The sequence below is a fragment of the Wolbachia endosymbiont of Rhagoletis cerasi genome, from assembly GCF_018454475.1.
In the GTDB taxonomy this organism is placed as follows: domain Bacteria; phylum Pseudomonadota; class Alphaproteobacteria; order Rickettsiales; family Anaplasmataceae; genus Wolbachia; species Wolbachia pipientis.
On sequence record NZ_JADCNC010000009.1, the window covers coordinates 44,453 to 62,300 of the forward strand.

A 17,848-nucleotide genomic window follows, 5' to 3' on the forward strand; every position below is an offset into this window, starting at 1 on the left:
TTTGGCAACAACGTTCCTTACAACAACATCAGTAAAGTTAACAAAAAAGACGACAAATTATTGAATTATTATTAATAAGAATATATAATATAAAGATATATTTAAAAATTTTTTTATGGCTCTTTCTAAATTTCTCGACCCCAAGAATGATGTTGCGTTCCGGCGTATTTTTGGTACTGAAAAAAATAAAGACATCCTCATTCACTTTCTCAATGATATTTTGGGGTTCACTGGCAAAGATGAAATAAAAGAAATAGAATTCCTCAGCACTATTCAAGATGCTGAAATTGCCTCTAAAAAACAAAGTATCGTTGATGTTCTTTGCAGGGATGAAAATGGGGTGCAAGTAATAGTCGAAATGCAAGTTGCCAAAACTAAAGGCTTTGAAAAACGCGCTCAATATTACGCTGCTAAAGCTTATTCAAGGCAAGCTGATAAAGGTGATCAATATCAGGGTCTTAAAGAAATCATTTTTATAGCTATTGCTGATTGTATTCTCTTTCCTAATAAATCTGAGTATAAGTCAGATCATGTAATGTTAGACAAAGATAGCTATGAACATGATTTAAAAGATTTTTATTTTACATTTATTGAGTTACCAAAATTTCCTAAAACTAAAGAAGACCAATTGGAGAGTATAGTTGAAAAATGGATCTATTATTTTAAATATGCAGATGAAACTAGCGAAGAAGAATTGGAAAAGATAATAGGTAGTGATGTAATAATTAAAAAGGCATATGAAGAACTAAATAGATTCAACTGGTCAGAGAAAGAATTTATTGCCTACGAACAGGAAATAAAACGTATTCGTGATGAACGGGCTGTTCTTGAACAAAAACTTGATGATGCTAAAAAGGAAGGAAAAATTGAAGTTGCAAAAACAATGCTAGCTAATAATGTTGATGTCACCACTATTGTTAAGTTTACTGGCCTCTCCATGAGTGAGATCAAAGAATTGCAGAATTAAGTGGACCCGCAAACGGTTACACGAAATAATGCTGCAGCCTGACCAGATGATAAGTACATTTAGCCTATTTATCTTTATACTTTTATGCCAATTTTATAAATCAAATTTATTTCTGTGAGTAGCTACAATTTAAAGACCTTGCTTCATCAATGTAATGGAACAAAACTTTTTTAGTAAGTTCAAAACCCTCTAAAGTCTCTCCTTCGCATCTTGCTGTAATGCAGTTTTGCGTATTTGATACCCTAAGAAGCCACCAACCTTTATTATCGGTTACCTTAACACCATCAAGATCTGAAAATACAATATTTTGCTGCTCCAGTGTTTTCTTTATTGACTCAATTATTTGAAACTTTTTCTCATCTTTCACTACAATCTTCACTTCATGAGTGATATATAACTTCGGTAAATCCTCAATCACCTGAGATAGGCTTTGGTTTTTCTTAAGCAAAATGTCAACTGCTTTAACAGCAGAATATAGCCCATCATCAAAACTTAGCTCAGAAAAGAAGAAGTGCCCGCTTAATTCACCAGCAAACTTTGCCTCTTCCTCTACCATCTTCTTCTTAACTAGTGAATGTCCAGTAGCACAGGTGATAACTTGCCCTCCTAACTTGCTAACAAAATCATGCACTTTCATACTCATTTTTACGTTAGCAATAACTTTGCTTTCTGGATATTCCTCCAACACTTCACGTGCAAAAATTATAAATAAATGGTCATTGGAAACAACACTGCCTTTATCATCAATTAAGCGCACCCTATCGCTATCGCCATCTAGCGCAATGCCAAGATCACATCCATATTCCTTCACAATGTCAATTAATTGAGCAAGATTTTTTTCCTCTATGGGATCTGGATCATGCAGTGGAAATGCCCCATCTATAGAGTTATTGGTTACGATGTGCGTATGACCAGGCAAGATCTTTTCAATATACCTTATAATTCCACTTGCTGGACTATTTCCACAATCCCAGGCTATTTTTAATTTCTGTGTAGTATCGTTCTTCACTGCACTTTTTAATATGCTAATGTATTCACTATATATATTTATGTTAATTAAGCTTCCAATTCTTGTGCTGTTTTTAATTGGACTGCTTATAATTTCCTTTATCTCTTGATCTGAGAAGACTTTTTTATTACTAAAAAATTTAAAGCCATTATATTCGCTGGGGTTATGAGAGGCAGTTATTATGATACCAAGATCCGCCTGTGTGATTTGTGTTGCAGCGTAAAGCATAGGTGAAGAGCATAGTCCAACGCGTATAACATTTGCACCGGATAAAGTTAAGCCCCTAATTAATTCTCTTTCTATACCTGGTGAATCTATTCTGCTGTCGTAGCCGACACAAACACTAGCTACGGTTTGGCCAAACTTTCTACCTATCTCGTACCCATCATTAATCTGCAAATCTTTGCCTATTATACCTCTAATATCGTATTTTCTTATAATGGTATTGTCCATACTGCACTTCTTGAAGTGACTACTATATAACATTTTGGCCAAATGCTCAAGTTTATTTATCCAACAATTAGTTGATTTTTTAAAGAAATCTGTTAATATTATAGTATATTTTTTAAAATGTAAAATTATGCCACAGGAAAACGAAAATGTATTTATAGCTGAAAGTCAAAGTTTAGATGTAGATGAACAGAAGAAAAACGATATTTTAAGTGTCATTGAATCTTGCAACGATCTTCAGGATTTTATAAAAAAACTAAAGGAAGAAAATCTCATCTGGTACTTCATTGGTCCTTTATGCAAAGATGAGAACATTACAGGACAGATAAATTTAAAGTGGGAAAAGGAGTTCCAAAAATTTGAGCAATCAATAGACGCAACGCATAAAGAACTCAAGTCGTCTCTGCCTGGTCAAAATTTCTTAGTGTATCCAACAAAGGATAATGACTTCAAAATTAGATTTGAAAATGAAGAAAAACCAATAGAAATTAGCAATATTTTAAGAGCTAGCAGTGAAGGTAAGGTTTATAACATATCTTTAGGGAAAGATAGTCAAATAACTGCAACCAAAAAAGGCAGCGAAAGGCACTATGATTTTACTGGTTCAAGCTCATGTGAAATGACCATTAATTGGCAGGCTAAGGATTCTGAAGGTAACAGCATAGACTGTAGCATGACCGTAAAATTGGATTCTGGTGGTATACAGAGTGTTATTGGTGAGCCAAAATTTGGAGGAATAACGAGTTCAGAAGAAGTATTAAAGTTAGTTGGACAAAATAAAGAAGTTTTTATCAACGGAAAAACTCTGTATCAAGCTTTTACTGGCATATCCAAGAGTGTAGACGATCAGCAAGTACCAGCAGAGGAAATATTTACAAAAGATCTACATATATCACCACAGTCACCTACACCAAGCAGCAGTGGGTATTCCTCTCCTAGCACACCTTCTTCACGTAGAAGTTCTATATCCACCAGCAGTGAATTTAGTGATGAAGATGAAATATTTGAGGATGATATGTCTGGTGATGAAGAAGAGTATGAGCAAGAAGGATTAAAAGATGAAGTTGAGGAATTAGAGGAAGAAAAAGAAACATTTGCTAAATATTTTGCAGTGCAGGCAAAGCAGCTTGAGGATCTAAGATTAGAACGTGACTCCTTGAGAGATAAAGTCAATGAACAACAGCGAGCGATATTTGAAAGAGGTCAAAGAATAAAGGAACAAGAGGAAGAACTACAGGATAAAAATGATGTAATAAAGAACTTAAATGATCAGTTGAAAGATAAGGAAGGTGAAACAAATGAGGCAAATAAAGAATTACAGAGAAAATTGAAGCAAAGTGAAGCTAATTTAACTGTACTAAAGGAAAAGAATGCAAATTTGGAGAATGACCTGAAGAAAATAGTGGAAGGTTTAAACGATGATCATAAAAAGCAGTTGGCAGAACAGTTAATGGAAACAAAAAAGGAAAACAATACATTGGCTGAAACGGCGAACCAATTGTCTAAAGAATTAAATGGATTACAGAGAGAAAAGGAAGACTTAGAGAGGAAAATTCGACAACTTGAACCTGGAAGATCACTTGCAGATGAGCTAAGCGAAGAAAATACGAAGGGGGAAATAGAAAAGCTTCAACGTCAGCTTAAGGAAAAGGAAGATATGTTACAAGAAGAGTTGAAATCTGCCAAAGAGAGTCTAGAGCAACTGCAGAACATATTACAGCAGGAAAAAGGTCTGGCAGCTACATCAACTCAAACTGAAGTTGAATATGAAAGTAGAGGAACAAGCATGCAGCAGCAAGACCAAGGTATACAAGCTGTAAACAACAACTCAAGCAGAACAGCTAGTGGGTTAAGACAAGAAAACAAAAAATTGACTAGAGACAAACTAACTATATCTGAACAATTAAAACAAAAAATAAGAGAGATTGACGAGTTAAAGAAAAATTTAAAGCAATTACAAGAAGAAAATAAACAACTCAAACAAGAAGTTACTAAAAATGCAGGAGTTGATGCATCATCTTCAACAGGTCAAAAAGAAGCTAAAGAAGCAGAAGTTATACCGCAAAACATTATGGATTGGCCTGTTCCAATTCCAGATGATAAACCGGAAGAGCAGAAAACTCCATTAGAGCCAATCAAGGTAAATACAGAATTATCAGATCCAAAATCAATCCCTGCTGAGGGTCCGGAAAAATCTCCTCCTCTTTCAAAATGATGAGTTTTGCTTCTATAGCTGACCCAAGCAACACGTCATCCCGCGATTTATTCGCGTTATCTCAGCCGCTAACACGTAGCGGGATACTTAACCGTCATACCGTGATTTATTCACAGTATCTCTTAGCCACTAACAAGCAGCAGGATGACAGCAATCCTACGTCATGCCGCCGCGGTACCTCTAGATCCCGCTAACTAGTAGCGGAATGACGAATTTTTGTTTTTCAAATTATAGCTAAACATACTGTAATTGCTATTGAATGATGGAGAGACATACTCCATTATTTTAGCACGAAGTAACAAATTCAATGAATTGGTTCTTCAAAAATAATTTAAACTTTTACAGTAGGTCATGAAATATTATAGCGATCTCATTAAAAGAAACTTTTATAAGTATCGTTGATGAGAAAGGAAAAGTTGTTAAGGAAGAAGTTGTTGCAAGCGAAAGTAAGGTAATAGCAGATTAGCCAAGGCAAAAAATACGAACCCATAGGAATAGAAAGTGGATAGTTGTCAATATCAATGTGCAAAGAGTTAAGGAGTTTTGGATTACCAGTAATTTGTGTAGATGCAAGGCATATGGCAGCAGCGTTGTCTGCAAGAATCAATAAGAATGATAAAAACGATGCGAGGGGTATAGCGCAGATGATGAGAAGTGTTAGTAAAATCAGTTGTCAAATTAAAATAGCGCTTGGAAGCAGAAGACAGCTAATGTGTAGCAAACAGCAGGTTATTGGAACAATAAGAGGGTTGTTGAAGATACATGGTCGGTAAAGGATCAAAATTTGAAACTTTCGCTTTAAGAATACAAGAGGCAATAAATAATTTGGATGAAATCAGTAGGAGTTCAATTGAAGCGTTAGTTTGTAGTTTGGAAGCAATAGAAAAGTCATTAAGAAAGCTTGACAAAATGCTTTCAGAACAAGGTGAAAAAGACGATGATTGTAAATTGTTAACTACTGTTCCAGGAGTGGGGATTATAGTAGCAATGACGTATAAAGCTGCAATTGATAACCCACATAGGTTTGAGAAATCTGATACAGTTGGAGCATATATAGGGTTGACACCAAGGCAATATTCTTCTGGAGAAGTTGATCGGCATGGCAGCATATCAAAGATGGGACCAGCGGAATGTAGAAGTATGTTATATGAAGCTGTACAAACAATGCTTACAGTTACCAAGAGGACATTTAAATTAAAAAACTGGGGTTGCGAAGAAAAAAGGAATGAAAAAAGCAATTGTAGCAGTAGCAAGAAAATTAGCTGTAATTATGCATAGGATGTTGGTTGATAAAACAGAATTTTATTATCAATAAACATCAAAAGAGCATAGGACAATAATTTTATTGAAAATAAAGATAGCAATGCCGATGGAAGGGACAAGCAAGAACTTAGTTAGACTTCGTGGTAAATATGTTGCCGTCCACTTCCGCCTAACAAGTATAATGCGGCTTGACAAATTTATTGTCATCTCAGACCGCGGAGAGAACCATATGCTACTTTTAACTTATGTAAAATTACCAAGGATTATGGAGAAGATATGCTGTTTTGATTTGTGTGAAAATTATTGTTGACTTATGTGCAATTAGAGAACCTAAGTCACTTTAGCTATAATTCAGAATTGAGAGCTTTTAATAACTCTCTAACTCCCACTTAGGTCTTGGTGCAAAATTGAGAGAATCTATATAGCTTTTCTGTAACATTTCAATTCCTGCCCATCCAACCATTATTGCATTATCTGTACATAGGTTGTTGGGAGGAAAAAATATGTTTAAGTTTATGTGTTGCTTTAATTTTTCTCTCAAGAAATTATTTGCTGCAACTCCGCCGGTAATCACAAAGTCATTGATTTTGATATTTAAAGATTCGGCCATAATAATCGCATTACTAACCCTGTCCAGCAGTATGTCACTAATACACTCTTGAAACGAAGCACATACATCACACACATCTTGCTCGCTCATTTTAAGTTCTTGCACTAAGTTTTTTACTGCTGTTTTAATTCCAGAAAACGAAAAGTTACATCCATAACGTTTTATCATTGCCCTTGGCAATTTAAATCTTGCACCATTGCCTTTTTTAGCTAACTTTTCAATTAATGGCCCTCCGGGATAGCTTAAACCCAGCATCTTAGCAACTTTATCAAATGCTTCTCCTAGTGAATCATCGAGCGTTTCTCCAAGTTTAATGTATTTACCTACATCCTGTGCAATTAAAAATTGACAGTGACCACCTGATATTAATAGGACTAAAAATGGAAATTTTACCTCATGCAGTAACCTAATAACCAATGCATGCGCTTCTAAGTGATTCACTGCAATGAACGGTTTTTGTGCTACATGCGCAATTGCTTTAGCCATCATTGTACCAACTATTAATCCACCTATGAGTCCTGGTCCTGATGTTGCTGCAATTGCATTGAGGTCACAAAAGTTAAGGTTAGATTTTTTTACAGCGCTTTTTATCAGGCCACTTAAATGTTCCATATGAGCACGTGAAGCTATCTCAGGAATCACCCCACCGCGTTTTTTGTGTTCTACTTGAGAAAGAATCTTGTGAGCAAGGACTTGCTTGTCACTATTTACAATCGCTACTGCAGTTTCGTCGCAGCTTGTTTCAACAGCTAAAATGGTTTTCATGTATATTTAGTTACTGTATTACCAAAACTATACTTTGAAACGCTGTAGAAGTTAACTGCAAAGTTAACTTCTACAGCTAAAAGATTTACCGACAACCGTCATCCCGCTGCTTGTTAGCTGATGAGATGCCGCGAATGAATCCACAACTGTACGAACATTATGATTTGAGAGCAATTTCCACTAGGAAGGTGTCATTCCAGTGCCTCTATGATGTCATCCCAGTGCTTGACACTGGGATCCAGCTTTTTCATAATCATCAAAATGTTGTATTTTTACATAAAATGGCTACTTTTATGCTTACCAACTTAATAAAATTCCTGAATCCCAGTGTCTGGGCACTGGGATGACACCCCACTGGTAGGAATTGCTCCCAAACTACAACGTTCGTACAGTTGTGGAATGAATCGCGGTATGACGGTTGTCGGTAAATCTTTTAGCTGTAGAAGTTAACTGCAAAGTTAACTTCTACAGCTAAAAGATTTACCGACAACCGTCATCCCGCTGCTTGTTAGCTGATGAGATGCCGCGAATGAATCCACAACTGTACGAACATTATGATTTGAGAGCAATTTCCACTAGGAAGGTGTCATTCCAGTGCCTCTATGATGTCATCCCAGTGCTTGACACTGGGATCCAGCTTTTTCATAATCATCAAAATGTTGTATTTTTACATAAAATGGCTACTTTTATGCTTACCAACTTAATAAAATTCCTGAATCCCAGTGTCTGGGCACTGGGATGACACCCCACTGGTAGGAATTGCTCCCAAACTACAACGTTCGTACAGTTGTGGAATGAATCGCGGTATGACGGTTCGCGGCGGTATGACGTCTGGCCTGCACTATAAGCTAATCATCATCTCCAAATATAGAGCTAATTTTTTTGCCCCCAGGAGAAAATTTATTAGTCCAACTGCTTTGCACTTTGGTTACGTCTTTAGTGGCAGTTTTATTGCTGTATTCCTTGATTTCCTTATCTATTCTCTCCATCATTTGTGAATCAAGGTAGCTCTTTTTCCATTGGTCAGTAGCAAGGAACACTTTGTTTAAGTCTTGAGTGCGGATTAAGTATTCTTTATCTTTAGGGTAAACCTCCTGCGCCCAAGCAAATAGCTCAAAATAGCGTGCAAATAATTCAGATGCACGTGATTTTGCAGTTTGATAAGCCTGTATCTCCTTAAATATAACTTGGCCGATAATTTTCTGCACAAGAATATTTGCTTGCTTTAGGTTCTGCTCAATATCCTGGTAAACTTTATGGAGGAATTCCTGCTCCAAATTTAAGTTCAGTTCATTTTCAACCATGTGTGAAAGTTCATGCACTATAATGTATGGGTTTGACTTCCTCAGTACAATAACATATCTATTTACACTGGAAGACCTGATTGTCTTACACACTCCCTCTTCCATATCCACTAATCCCTCTTGGTATATCTCAAACGAAAGCCTATTTTGCTTTATTAGTGACAAAGTGAGGTTTAATGTGTTTCTAAACTTCTCAAATTGATAGAGATATTCGACATACCGTATTGCATTTTCACTGCTTCCTACTTGAGTTGCTTGTTTTATTAAATTCCTGATTAGCATACCTTATTATTAAAGGAATTCTTTTTATACTCAAGAATTGATTGGCTACAAAGTGTTTTTAGGAAGCCTGATTGCATAGCTAAAGTAATTCATGTTTACTGATAACCGTCATACCGCGATTCATTCCATAGCTGTACGAACATTGTGATTTGAGAGCAATTTCCATAAGGGAGGATGTCATTCCAGTGCTTGGCACTGGAATCCAGCCTTTCCATAATCATCAAAACATTGTATTTTAACGTAAAACAGCTATTTTTATGCTCACCAACTTAATAAAATTCCTGGATCCAAGTAGTCAGGGCACTGGGATGACATTACAGGGGCACTGAAATGACACCATTTTCGGTCTCTTAAATTGCTTTAGCCATAAATATTTAAGAAATTTACTAAATAAAAAAAAGGCAAAAGAAGCCCCGTGGTGGTTGGCTATTTACTATGTACTAAAATATCGACGTTTTTTTTATTCTAAAACGCTTGATTAAGAGCGATTTAGCTGCTTTTAACTTGCAACTAACCTACACCGCAAGTGTTTAAGAAATTTACTAAGCAGGAAAAAAGGCAAAGAAACCCCGTAGTAGCTAGCATTCAAATTCTCCCTTGTCAATTTGACGTTTTTTGCTGTCTTAAACGCTTTGTAAGCGCGTTTCGGCTTATATAGGTAAAAACCTAAAAATTTTTAAAGACATGCGATGCACGTAGTGCGAAAAATTAAACATGAGACGCCAAATACCCTAAGTTTTTTGTCATTAACCTGCACAGATTGCGAAGATAAATAAATAGCTTCACTGTTATGATAAGGGGGCTGGCGAAACTTGTAAAGGAATTTTTTACATCTAATTTATAGCTCCCTGCATGATACCACGTATTATCTATACCAAGGTGTTCTGCTTGTAGATATTATACCAACAATCCACTATTTTTTTTATGTCTTGTGGTTTAGTTTCTGGACCTATACTGATTCTAATTGAACACTCTGCTTGCTCTTTTGTTGCCCCCATTGCAAGCAAAACATGGGAAGGCTCAACTTTTCCAGAAGAACATGCGGAGCCATTACTAACTGCAATATGATTCAAGTCAAAATGCATAAGCTGCACATCACTCTTTACTCCTGGCATATAAATAAAACTTGTGTTTGGCAGCCTCTTAGAGTTTTTACCGAAGATTCTTATGTCACTGGCAAGATTTAATAATTCACACTCTAATTGATCACGTAGCTCCTTTACTTCATCCATTTTTGATAGAAGGTCTGGAATATTTTGCAGTGCAGCAGAAAGGCCTGCAATCGCAACAATATTTTCCGTACCACCACGAAATCCCTTCTCTTGTCCACCACCTATTATAATAGGTTCTATCGCAAGTTCTTTATTGAATATTAAAACTCCACTGCCTGCTACACCGCCAAATTTATGGGCGGATAAAGTGAGTAAATCCACTCCTAAATCTTCCATATTAACTTTAATTTTCCCAACACTTTGAGCAGTGTCAGTGTGGCAAATTGCTCCAAACTTGTGTACTATTTTAGCTATTTCCTCAATAGGTTGAATAACTCCGGTTTCGTTATTTGCCATCATAACTGAAACTATTGCTTTGTTTCCTTTAAGTTCGCTTAGAATTTTTTCTAGCTCTAAAAAGTCAACAATGCCCTCCTGATTAACAGGTATTATATATGGATTACATGCAGAATTAAGAATTGAAGGATGCTCTATAGCTGAAATTATATGCAGGTAGCCTGCTATTCCTCTCATAACAAGGTTATTCGCTTCAGTTGCACCAGACGTAAAAACTATTTCTTTATCACTTGAGACGCCAATAGCACCACGTACGTTATCTCTTGCATCCTGAAGAATCTTCCTCGCTTCTTGTCCTCTTTTATGTAGTGATGATGGATTGAGCGTTTGTTTTAACAAGACCTCAAATATACTTTTTTTTACATTTTCACTAATTGGAGCAGTTGCATTGTAATCAGCATATACGCAACCACTATTTTCTAAAGAGAATGGACTCATCTGTCACTTAAATAAGTTTACCATCAACTATAGCCATAACTATGTACGTTAGCTTTAACACGATAAAAAATTTATTGCAAAAACAGCGAAATTAATACATAATTAATAACTCACGTCATTAATACCTGTCAAGCGGGTTCTTATTAGGGGTTACCATGGTTGAAGTTTTTTTGAATAATGCAACAAGAAAGATAGAAGGTGAATACCACCAAAGCAAAGATGCCAACGCGCCGGTTGTGCTGGTTTTACATCATCATCCTCAATATGGTGGTAATATGGATAGTAAAATTGTACATAGTACATATACGTCTTTTATCGATAACAATTTTTCTGCATTGAAGATTAACTTTCGTGGTGTGGGAAAATCTACCGGAACTTTTGATAAGGGTATAGGAGAATTAACTGACGCTGCGGTAGCCATTGATTGGCTTCAGGAACATAATCCTAGCAATGTTCCAATTTGGATCGCTGGTTTTTCTTTTGGAGCATGGGTGGCTATGCAGCTAACAATGCGCCGCCCTGAGATAGTGGGTTTTATTGCTCTTTCTCTTCCGGTAACTAAGTACGATTTTTCTTTTCTTTCTCCCTGTCCAGTTTCTGGGCTTATAATACAAAGCAGTAATGATACAATCTCAGAAGAAAGCGATGTAACAGAATTAGCAAAAAGGTTGATAAATTCAGTAAGAAGTGATCACATGAAATACCATATAATAGATGATACTAATCACTTTCTAAAGGATAAAGAAGAGGAAGTGACTCAAATCGTGGACAATTATATAAAACTGCGCTTGAATAGTGCAACTATTTCTTTTCAAAAGGTCAAAAAAGAGGTAAGGGTAAAAGAATATGCCTAATCTTTACAAACAAGAGAAATGAGTGTAGTAATATAAATGAAAAGGTTTTGTTATGTTTAAAAAGCTATTATTTTTTGTTTTAGCTGTGTTTATGTTATCGGGGTGTTCCCTAAGTAAACAGCGTAAGTTAAAAAGTCCGTGTATAAAAAGCAATGAAAGCATTTCATGCGAGTTGTACTCTGTTAATGATCATTGGTTAGATAAGTATAAGGCATAGAAATTGTGCTATTTTTCCTATTCACAACTTCACTAATGATCGATCTCTCAATTGGAAAATGCAGTCTGCCTTTTCTGCAAGGAGATGATTGTGTGTTACTATAAGCATAGAGCTGTTATTTTCCTTTACGTATGAATGTAGCAGTAAAAACACGTTAAAAGAATTTGTTGGATCTAAGTTTCCTGTTGGCTCATCTGCAAGTAAAAGCTTTGGAGAATTTACAATGCTTCTTGCAATTGCAACTCTCTGCCTTTCCCCACCCGAAACTTCAGATACCATGCTACTTGCTTTGTTTTCCAGACCAAATTTTTCCAACATTGCTTGCGAATTTTTTTTTGCTTCAGCTTTGCTTTTTCCTGCAATGAGTTGAGGAAGCATAATATTTTCCAACACCGATAACTCTTGTAACAAATAGTGAAATTGATAAACAAAACTAAGAAAATTTCTTCTTACATGAGTTTTATGCTTATTACTGGCTTGTGTGCAATTTATTCCATCTATCGTAACTATACCTGAAGTTGGCTTGTCCAACAAGCCTGCGATTTGCAATATAGTTGTTTTCCCTGCACCTGAATCGCCAATCAGCGCTACTACTTGCCCTCTTGTGACACTTAAGTTGATATCCTTTACAACAGCAGAATTGTTCTTGAAGCTTTTATCTACAGAAGTTAGTTCTAGTGCTACATTACCACCCATGTTTAAAAGATCCAGAAGGCATCTAAGTTTTAGTAATAATTAAACCGAAAAACTGTTACCACAACCACATTGAGACTTAGCAAAGGCATTCTTTATTTGAAAACCAGAACCACTGAGATCCTCAGTATAATCTATAACTGAGTTATTTAAAAATTTTGCTGAACAATTATCAACCATTAATACAGGGTTTCCATTTTCATCATTAATTACTATATCTTTACCTTTTTCGCTAAAACTGGAGTGGCTTCTATAGTCCTCACTTTCTTCATAGTCATAGTCATCATCTTCGTCTTCGTCATCAAACTCATCATCGTAATCATCGTCTTCATCATCCAAAGATAGATTTTTATTCATTTGATCCATAAGAAAATTGTATTTGAAGCCAGAACATCCACCGCCTGAAACTGCAACCCGTAAAACGGAACTCTTATCTCCTTCCTGCTCTGCAAGAGAGTGGATTTTTTTTAGTGCATTATCAGTTAAGTTGATGTTGTAATTTGTTGACATAGTAACCACCGTTTATTATTGATAACTTATTATAGTAGAAATTTTACATGTCAAACAATAATTTTCTATTAAATTATGCATGCTTTCCAAGCAAAACAAAAGGGAGATACTTCAAAGAGCCAGAAGATGAGAATCGCAGCTGCTTTCAGCGTGATAGGGACCGTATCATTCACTCTAATGCGTTTAGAAAATTAGGATACAAGACACAAGTTTTTATCAATTACGAGCACGATTACTATCGCACTCGGCTCACTCATAGCCTTGAAGTTGCACAAATTGCAAGATCTATTGCGCGTAGACTCGGCTTAGATGAGGATATCACTGAATGCATAGCGCTTGCACATGACCTTGGTCATCCCCCATTTGGTCACACAGGTGAGGATGCTCTAGTTCAAGTTAATAATGAGAAGTATAAGTTTGATCATAATGTTCAAGCTATAAGAATTTTAACTTATCTTGAACAAAAACATGCTGATTTTGATGGTATGAATCTAAGTTGGGAGGTGGTTGAAGGGGTTGCAAAACATAACGGTCCCTTGCTTGGTCAAAACGCAGAATCTTCTACAAATAATCAGCTGTTATTAGAATATAATGAAAAATATGATCTAAAACTTGAAGAATTTTCAAGCATTGAAGCGCAAGTTGCCTCAATTGCCGATGATATTGCTTACAGTGTTCACGATCTTGATGATGCACTCAGGGCGAATTTAGTAACCATCGAAGATTTGCTGAATGTTCCTTTAATTGAAAAAATGTTTAAAGACATAAGGAGCAGATATTCAGAATTGCCTCAGAGCAAACTCATACATGAATCACTGAGTGGAACTATAGGAACTATGATAAGTGATGTTGTTTCTCAGACTGAAAGAAATATTGAAGATCACAAAATAAAAAGCGTAGAAGACGTAAGAAGTCTAAATAAAATGCTAGTCACATTTTCACCAGAAGTTGCGAATGCTACAAAAGAAATGAAAAGATTCAACATGGAGAAAATATACAGAAGCTATAAACTGAGTAGAACGATGAACAAAGCAAAACGCATAATACAGGAACTCTTTCAATGTTTTTATGAAAACCCAGGATTACTTCCCACAGAGTGGAGCAAACTCGCTTGTGAATCTCAGCGTTCAGTAATAATATGTGACTATATCTCAGGTATGACAGATAGATTTGCTATACACGAGCACAGAAGAATTTTTGATACCTCATACGAAATGACTTCTTTCTAATGACTGATGATCATTTCATGTCAATTGCATTAAGGCTTGCAGAAAAAAATCTTGGAAATGTTGCACCAAATCCTGCTGTCGGGTGTGTTATTGTAAAGGATGGTACAATTGTTAGTGAGGGATACACAGGGATTGGTGGGCGTCCGCATGCGGAGGTAGTCGCTTTGCAAAACGCTAAAGATTCAACTCATGGCGCAACTATATATATCACTCTTGAGCCATGTTGTCATCACGGAGTCACGGGGCCTTGCACTGCAAAAATCATAAAAGCTAGCATAAAAAGAGTAGTAATTGCAACTATTGACCCAGATAGTAGAGTTTCAGGCAGAGGCATGAAAGCTCTGAAAGAAGCAGGAATTGAAGTTGAGCAAGGTATTATGCAAAAAGAAGCAGAAGAACTGAATGTCGGTTTTTTCACCACTAAAGAATTACATAGACCATTTATAGCTTGCAAAGTCGCAACAACTCTTGACGGAAAAATCGCAACATTTACAGGCGATAGCAAATGGATAACAAGTGAAAATACGAGAAACTGGGTGCATGAGCTCAGAACGAAATATGATGCAATTATGATCGGCAGCAATACTCTTATTAATGATGATCCACTCTTAACTTGCAGATTACCAGGACTTGGAAGTAGATCGCCAATAAGGCTAATTATAGATAGCCAAGGGAGATTAAAGGAAGAGCATAACATTGCAAAGACTGCAGACAAAGTAATAACTTGGGTCATCACAAATAAAGAAGTAGAGAAAAAAATAAAAAACATTAACTACTTAGTAGTTAATTCAAGCAACGCAGGTAAGGTTTGCCTAAAGGACATGGCATTAAAACTTGTTTCAGAAATTGGTATAACAAGATTATTAGTTGAAGGTGGAGGAGTGTTAATCACAGAACTATTAAAGTGTAATTTAATCGACAGGTTGATAATATGCCGCAGTGGTAAAATTTTAGGCAATGATGCCACTCCTTTTGTAGGAGATTTAGGGATTCAATTCATTAACAACTGTTATCAGTTTAAAAAAACAAAGATAATAGAGTTTAGTGAGGATATAGTTGAGGTTTGGGATAGGTCGTCATAATCCTTACATACTCAAACAGTAAAAAAAAGGTATCCGTTCAGCGGAGCGGTAAAATAAAAAGTAGACAAGGAGTGCTAAAAACATAATATCACAAGTAGTATGTGTGGTAAATATGTCTGATCTACTAGCTAGTCTTCTCAAGCTCTGTGAAAGCTTTAAAATAGAGATAGAGCAACTAAAAGCAGAGATAAAGAGGTTAGAGATAGAAAACGAAAATTTTAGATCTGAGAATAAGGCGCTGAGAATCGAAAATGCTGAATTGAAAGAAAGACTAGGTCTGAATTCACAAAATTCATCGATACCGAGCTCAAAAGAGTTATACAAGCTAAAGAAGAAAAAGAAAAAAAGTGACAGGAAAATAGGGGCACAGATTGGGCATGAAGGAAAGTATCGCCCTAAAATGGAAGCAGATGAAGTGGTGAAAATAGAGTTCTTGCGAATGCGGAGGAAAAATTGCGATATCGAAAGAGCCATACATTCATCAAAAAGTTGATTTGCCAGAAATTAAGCCTTATGTTGTGGAATACCAATGGCCGCTGTTGCAAGTGTGGAAAAAGAAAAAGTAGCAGGCTACCAGAAGGTGTTACTGCGGATACATTTGGTCCAAAAGTTAAGTCAACAATCGCGGCGCTGAGCGGATTTTACAAGAACTCGAAAAGAGAAGTAGCAAATATTATAAAAAATATTTTCAACCTGGACATCAGTGTTGGTAGCGTGTCAAATAGCGAGGCTAGAGTTGCAGAAAAATGCCAAGAAGCATATGAGCAAATCGAGCAAGAAGTAAGTAAAAGTGAAGTTCTGCATATCGATGAAACGAGCCATTATAACAAAGGTAAACTTGGTTGGTGCTGGATGTTTGCCAGTAATACAGCAAGTTTTATAAAATTGACAGAGTCAAGAGGAATGAAGGTTTTACAAAATAGTAAGTTCTGCAATCGCAATAGCTTACGACAGGTACGCAGCATACAACTACTTTGCCGATAAAAACAGGCAAATCTGTTGGGCACATTTATCAAGAGATTTTGAAAGGTTAGCGCATAGTTGGAACATTGAAGTTAAAGTTCTGGGCTGTTACTTAAGAAACGTAGCCACTGAATTATTTGCACTAAAAAAGGCCTTGCTAAAAAATGAGATAGATGTTTTTAGATTTACCAGACGTGCCAGGAAATTGCGAAAACGTACAAGGTATTACTTGAAGGAGATATCCTACTTACCTGAAGCAATTGGAGCTTCTCGAGTTGCAAAAAATATTTTGAAATCTGAAAGAATAATGTGGAATTTTTTAGATGACCCAGAAAACATTCCGCTGACAAACAACCATGCTGAACAGCAGATACGGCATTATGTCGTTTATCGCAAAAATTCATATTTTACCCAATCGAAGTGGGGAACTTGAACGGATAATTTCATTATACTTGACATGGAAACAAAGGGGTCTCAATCCTTTCCAAAACCTCTTATCTATCATCTCTCACACCGCTTAGCTGAACGGATACAACCCAAGAAAGGTTTTTCTACGTCATACCGCCGCGGTATCTCAGCATAGATTCCGCTAACGAGTAGCGGAATGACGCATTTGTTGTTTTTCAAATTGTAGGTAAACCTAAGCCACTTTAGCTATATAGGGTCACAACAATAGATTTTTAAGATCGTTTACGGCCTTCTTAATATCTTCAGCCTTGAATATCGCCGATCCCGCAACTAAAATATCTGCACCTGCTTTTATTATATCAGCTGCGTTAGAAAAGTTAATTCCACCATCTACTGAAATTTGTGTTTTAAGGTTACGCTCTTGTATCATTTTTTTTATAGTAGATATCTTGTTCAACTGTGAATGAATAAATTCCTGCCCTCCAAAGCCAGGGTTGACTGTCATAATCAGCACAATATCTAGCTCATGTATTATGTATTCAAGCACACTTGGAGAAGTTGAAGGAACAATTGAAACTCCAACTTGAATCGGTTTTTTTTCGTCGTTTACATTTTTGTATGACTTTATCTTTCTTATCAACCTCTCAAGGTGTATCTCTGCTTCTGCATGTACAGTGATAATATCAGCACCAGCATTTATAAAGCTTTCAATGTGGTTACCAGGAGATTTGACCATTAAATGCACATCAAAAGGAAGATTGCTATATTTACGTATTGCAGAGACAACGCTAGGACCAATTGTAATATTTGGAACGAAATTCCCATCCATAACGTCTATGTGTATGTAATCTACACCTAAATCGCTAATTTTTCTTACTTCTTCCCCTAATTTTGCAAAATCTGCTGAAAGTATAGAAGGTGCAATTTTAATACTCATGAGCTGCCTTTTTTGCTAAAAAATAACTTATTTTTAAAACTCTGTCACCCTAATACTATGCGCACCATCTGAGTAGCTATAGAA

At 36.2% G+C, this 17,848-nt stretch carries 16 protein-coding genes and 1 pseudogene; 10 read left to right on the forward strand and 7 right to left on the reverse strand.

Annotated features, from left to right (window positions below):
* The first annotated feature begins 115 nt into the window (after window positions 1-115).
* Window positions 116-967 carry an Rpn family recombination-promoting nuclease/putative transposase gene (locus tag INQ25_RS02570; RefSeq protein ID WP_015589151.1) on the forward strand — a complete coding sequence of 284 codons (852 nt, stop codon included), beginning with the start codon at window positions 116-118 and terminating at the stop codon, window positions 965-967.
* A gap of 106 nt (window positions 968-1,073) precedes the next feature.
* Here INQ25_RS02570 and INQ25_RS02575 read toward each other — a convergent pair whose 3' ends face one another.
* Window positions 1,074-2,429 carry a phosphomannomutase/phosphoglucomutase gene (locus INQ25_RS02575; protein WP_246484071.1) on the reverse strand — a complete coding sequence of 452 codons (1,356 nt, stop codon included), beginning with the start codon at window positions 2,427-2,429 and terminating at the stop codon, window positions 1,074-1,076.
* Window positions 2,430-2,556: 127 nt separating this feature from the next.
* Here INQ25_RS02575 and INQ25_RS02580 point away from each other — a divergent pair, with 127 nt between their 5' ends.
* The 3 genes from INQ25_RS02580 (at window position 2,557) to INQ25_RS02595 (ending at window position 5,919) form a co-directional block, all read left to right on the forward strand.
* A complete protein-coding gene (locus INQ25_RS02580; protein ID WP_246484072.1) occupies window positions 2,557-4,641 on the forward strand; it encodes a coiled-coil domain-containing protein in 2,085 nt (694 codons plus the stop codon).
* 521 nt (window positions 4,642-5,162) lie between these two features.
* Complete coding sequence (locus tag INQ25_RS02590; protein ID WP_010081945.1) at window positions 5,163-5,414, forward strand: hypothetical protein; 252 nt, start codon at window positions 5,163-5,165, stop codon at window positions 5,412-5,414.
* Window positions 5,404-5,919: a transposase gene (locus INQ25_RS02595; RefSeq protein WP_213862999.1), complete on the forward strand. Its 516-nt coding sequence runs from the start codon at window positions 5,404-5,406 to the stop codon at window positions 5,917-5,919. Before INQ25_RS02590 ends, INQ25_RS02595 begins: the two co-directional genes overlap by 11 nt.
* Window positions 5,920-6,271: 352 nt before the next feature.
* On the opposite strand, the gene tsaD is transcribed toward INQ25_RS02595, so the two are convergent.
* On the reverse strand, window positions 6,272-7,279 hold the full coding sequence (gene tsaD, locus INQ25_RS02600; RefSeq protein WP_213863000.1) for a tRNA (adenosine(37)-N6)-threonylcarbamoyltransferase complex transferase subunit TsaD: 1,008 nt from the start codon (window positions 7,277-7,279) through the stop codon (window positions 6,272-6,274).
* Between the two features lie 134 nt (window positions 7,280-7,413).
* On the opposite strand from tsaD, the gene INQ25_RS02605 reads away from it, so the two are divergent.
* Together INQ25_RS02605 and INQ25_RS02610 are read left to right on the forward strand one after the other, a co-directional pair.
* On the forward strand, window positions 7,414-7,626 hold the full coding sequence (locus tag INQ25_RS02605) for a hypothetical protein (protein ID WP_213863001.1): 213 nt from the start codon (window positions 7,414-7,416) through the stop codon (window positions 7,624-7,626).
* Between the two features lie 182 nt (window positions 7,627-7,808).
* Entirely contained in the window at window positions 7,809-8,021 is a 213-nt protein-coding gene (locus INQ25_RS02610) for a hypothetical protein (RefSeq protein WP_213863001.1), read from the forward strand.
* A gap of 106 nt (window positions 8,022-8,127) precedes the next feature.
* Here INQ25_RS02610 and INQ25_RS02615 read toward each other — a convergent pair whose 3' ends face one another.
* A complete protein-coding gene (locus INQ25_RS02615; protein ID WP_182319399.1) occupies window positions 8,128-8,865 on the reverse strand; it encodes a WD_0702 family putative metalloprotease in 738 nt (245 codons plus the stop codon).
* Window positions 8,866-9,734: 869 nt separating this feature from the next.
* On the reverse strand, window positions 9,735-10,871 hold the full coding sequence (locus INQ25_RS02620; protein ID WP_155968302.1) for a cysteine desulfurase family protein: 1,137 nt from the start codon (window positions 10,869-10,871) through the stop codon (window positions 9,735-9,737).
* A gap of 155 nt (window positions 10,872-11,026) precedes the next feature.
* On the opposite strand from INQ25_RS02620, the gene INQ25_RS02625 reads away from it, so the two are divergent.
* Window positions 11,027-11,725 carry an alpha/beta hydrolase gene (locus INQ25_RS02625; RefSeq protein WP_151808056.1) on the forward strand — a complete coding sequence of 233 codons (699 nt, stop codon included), beginning with the start codon at window positions 11,027-11,029 and terminating at the stop codon, window positions 11,723-11,725.
* A 238-nt stretch (window positions 11,726-11,963) separates the two neighbouring features.
* On the opposite strand, the gene INQ25_RS02635 is transcribed toward INQ25_RS02625, so the two are convergent.
* Entirely contained in the window at window positions 11,964-12,638 is a 675-nt protein-coding gene (locus INQ25_RS02635; RefSeq protein WP_010962776.1) for an ABC transporter ATP-binding protein, read from the reverse strand.
* A 39-nt stretch (window positions 12,639-12,677) separates the two neighbouring features.
* Entirely contained in the window at window positions 12,678-13,145 is a 468-nt protein-coding gene (locus INQ25_RS02640; RefSeq protein ID WP_096616045.1) for a HesB/IscA family protein, read from the reverse strand.
* A 47-nt stretch (window positions 13,146-13,192) separates the two neighbouring features.
* Here INQ25_RS02640 and INQ25_RS02645 point away from each other — a divergent pair, with 47 nt between their 5' ends.
* From INQ25_RS02645 to tnpC, 3 genes and pseudogenes are all read left to right on the forward strand, one after another.
* Window positions 13,193-14,374 carry a deoxyguanosinetriphosphate triphosphohydrolase gene (locus INQ25_RS02645; RefSeq protein WP_213863002.1) on the forward strand — a complete coding sequence of 394 codons (1,182 nt, stop codon included), beginning with the start codon at window positions 13,193-13,195 and terminating at the stop codon, window positions 14,372-14,374.
* The gene (gene ribD / locus INQ25_RS02650; RefSeq protein WP_213863003.1) at window positions 14,374-15,456 is read left to right on the forward strand and encodes a bifunctional diaminohydroxyphosphoribosylaminopyrimidine deaminase/5-amino-6-(5-phosphoribosylamino)uracil reductase RibD; all 1,083 of its coding nucleotides are present in this window, start codon (window positions 14,374-14,376) and stop codon (window positions 15,454-15,456) included. The genes INQ25_RS02645 and ribD overlap by 1 nt, the downstream gene beginning before the upstream one ends.
* Window positions 15,457-15,568: 112 nt before the next feature.
* Window positions 15,569-16,940, forward strand: a pseudogene (gene tnpC, locus INQ25_RS06605) (IS66 family transposase).
* A 143-nt stretch (window positions 16,941-17,083) separates the two neighbouring features.
* On the opposite strand, the gene rpe reads toward tnpC, so the two are convergent.
* On the reverse strand, window positions 17,084-17,764 hold the full coding sequence (gene rpe, locus INQ25_RS02660; RefSeq protein ID WP_182309494.1) for a ribulose-phosphate 3-epimerase: 681 nt from the start codon (window positions 17,762-17,764) through the stop codon (window positions 17,084-17,086).
* Window positions 17,765-17,848 lie beyond the last annotated feature (84 nt).

What these genes read in the sequence shown, in the direction of transcription:
- INQ25_RS02640 (WP_096616045.1), bottom strand. Translation starts at nt 13,145, where the DNA reads ATGTCAACAAATTACAACATCAACTTAACTGATAATGCACTAAAAAAA.
- INQ25_RS02635 (WP_010962776.1), bottom strand. Translation starts at nt 12,638, where the DNA reads ATGGGTGGTAATGTAGCACTAGAACTAACTTCTGTAGATAAAAGCTTC.
- INQ25_RS02590 (WP_010081945.1), top strand. Translation starts at nt 5,163, where the DNA reads ATGTGCAAAGAGTTAAGGAGTTTTGGATTACCAGTAATTTGTGTAGAT.
- INQ25_RS02575 (WP_246484071.1), bottom strand. Translation starts at nt 2,429, where the DNA reads ATGGACAATACCATTATAAGAAAATACGATATTAGAGGTATAATAGGC.
- INQ25_RS02605 (WP_213863001.1), top strand. Translation starts at nt 7,414, where the DNA reads ATGAATCCACAACTGTACGAACATTATGATTTGAGAGCAATTTCCACT.
- INQ25_RS02570 (WP_015589151.1), top strand. Translation starts at nt 116, where the DNA reads ATGGCTCTTTCTAAATTTCTCGACCCCAAGAATGATGTTGCGTTCCGG.
- INQ25_RS02615 (WP_182319399.1), bottom strand. Translation starts at nt 8,865, where the DNA reads ATGCTAATCAGGAATTTAATAAAACAAGCAACTCAAGTAGGAAGCAGT.
- INQ25_RS02620 (WP_155968302.1), bottom strand. Translation starts at nt 10,871, where the DNA reads ATGAGTCCATTCTCTTTAGAAAATAGTGGTTGCGTATATGCTGATTAC.
- rpe (WP_182309494.1), bottom strand. Translation starts at nt 17,764, where the DNA reads ATGAGTATTAAAATTGCACCTTCTATACTTTCAGCAGATTTTGCAAAA.
- INQ25_RS02595 (WP_213862999.1), top strand. Translation starts at nt 5,404, where the DNA reads ATGGTCGGTAAAGGATCAAAATTTGAAACTTTCGCTTTAAGAATACAA.
- INQ25_RS02610 (WP_213863001.1), top strand. Translation starts at nt 7,809, where the DNA reads ATGAATCCACAACTGTACGAACATTATGATTTGAGAGCAATTTCCACT.
- INQ25_RS02645 (WP_213863002.1), top strand. Translation starts at nt 13,193, where the DNA reads ATGTCAAACAATAATTTTCTATTAAATTATGCATGCTTTCCAAGCAAA.
- ribD (WP_213863003.1), top strand. Translation starts at nt 14,374, where the DNA reads ATGACTGATGATCATTTCATGTCAATTGCATTAAGGCTTGCAGAAAAA.
- INQ25_RS02625 (WP_151808056.1), top strand. Translation starts at nt 11,027, where the DNA reads ATGGTTGAAGTTTTTTTGAATAATGCAACAAGAAAGATAGAAGGTGAA.
- tsaD (WP_213863000.1), bottom strand. Translation starts at nt 7,279, where the DNA reads ATGAAAACCATTTTAGCTGTTGAAACAAGCTGCGACGAAACTGCAGTA.
- INQ25_RS02580 (WP_246484072.1), top strand. Translation starts at nt 2,557, where the DNA reads ATGCCACAGGAAAACGAAAATGTATTTATAGCTGAAAGTCAAAGTTTA.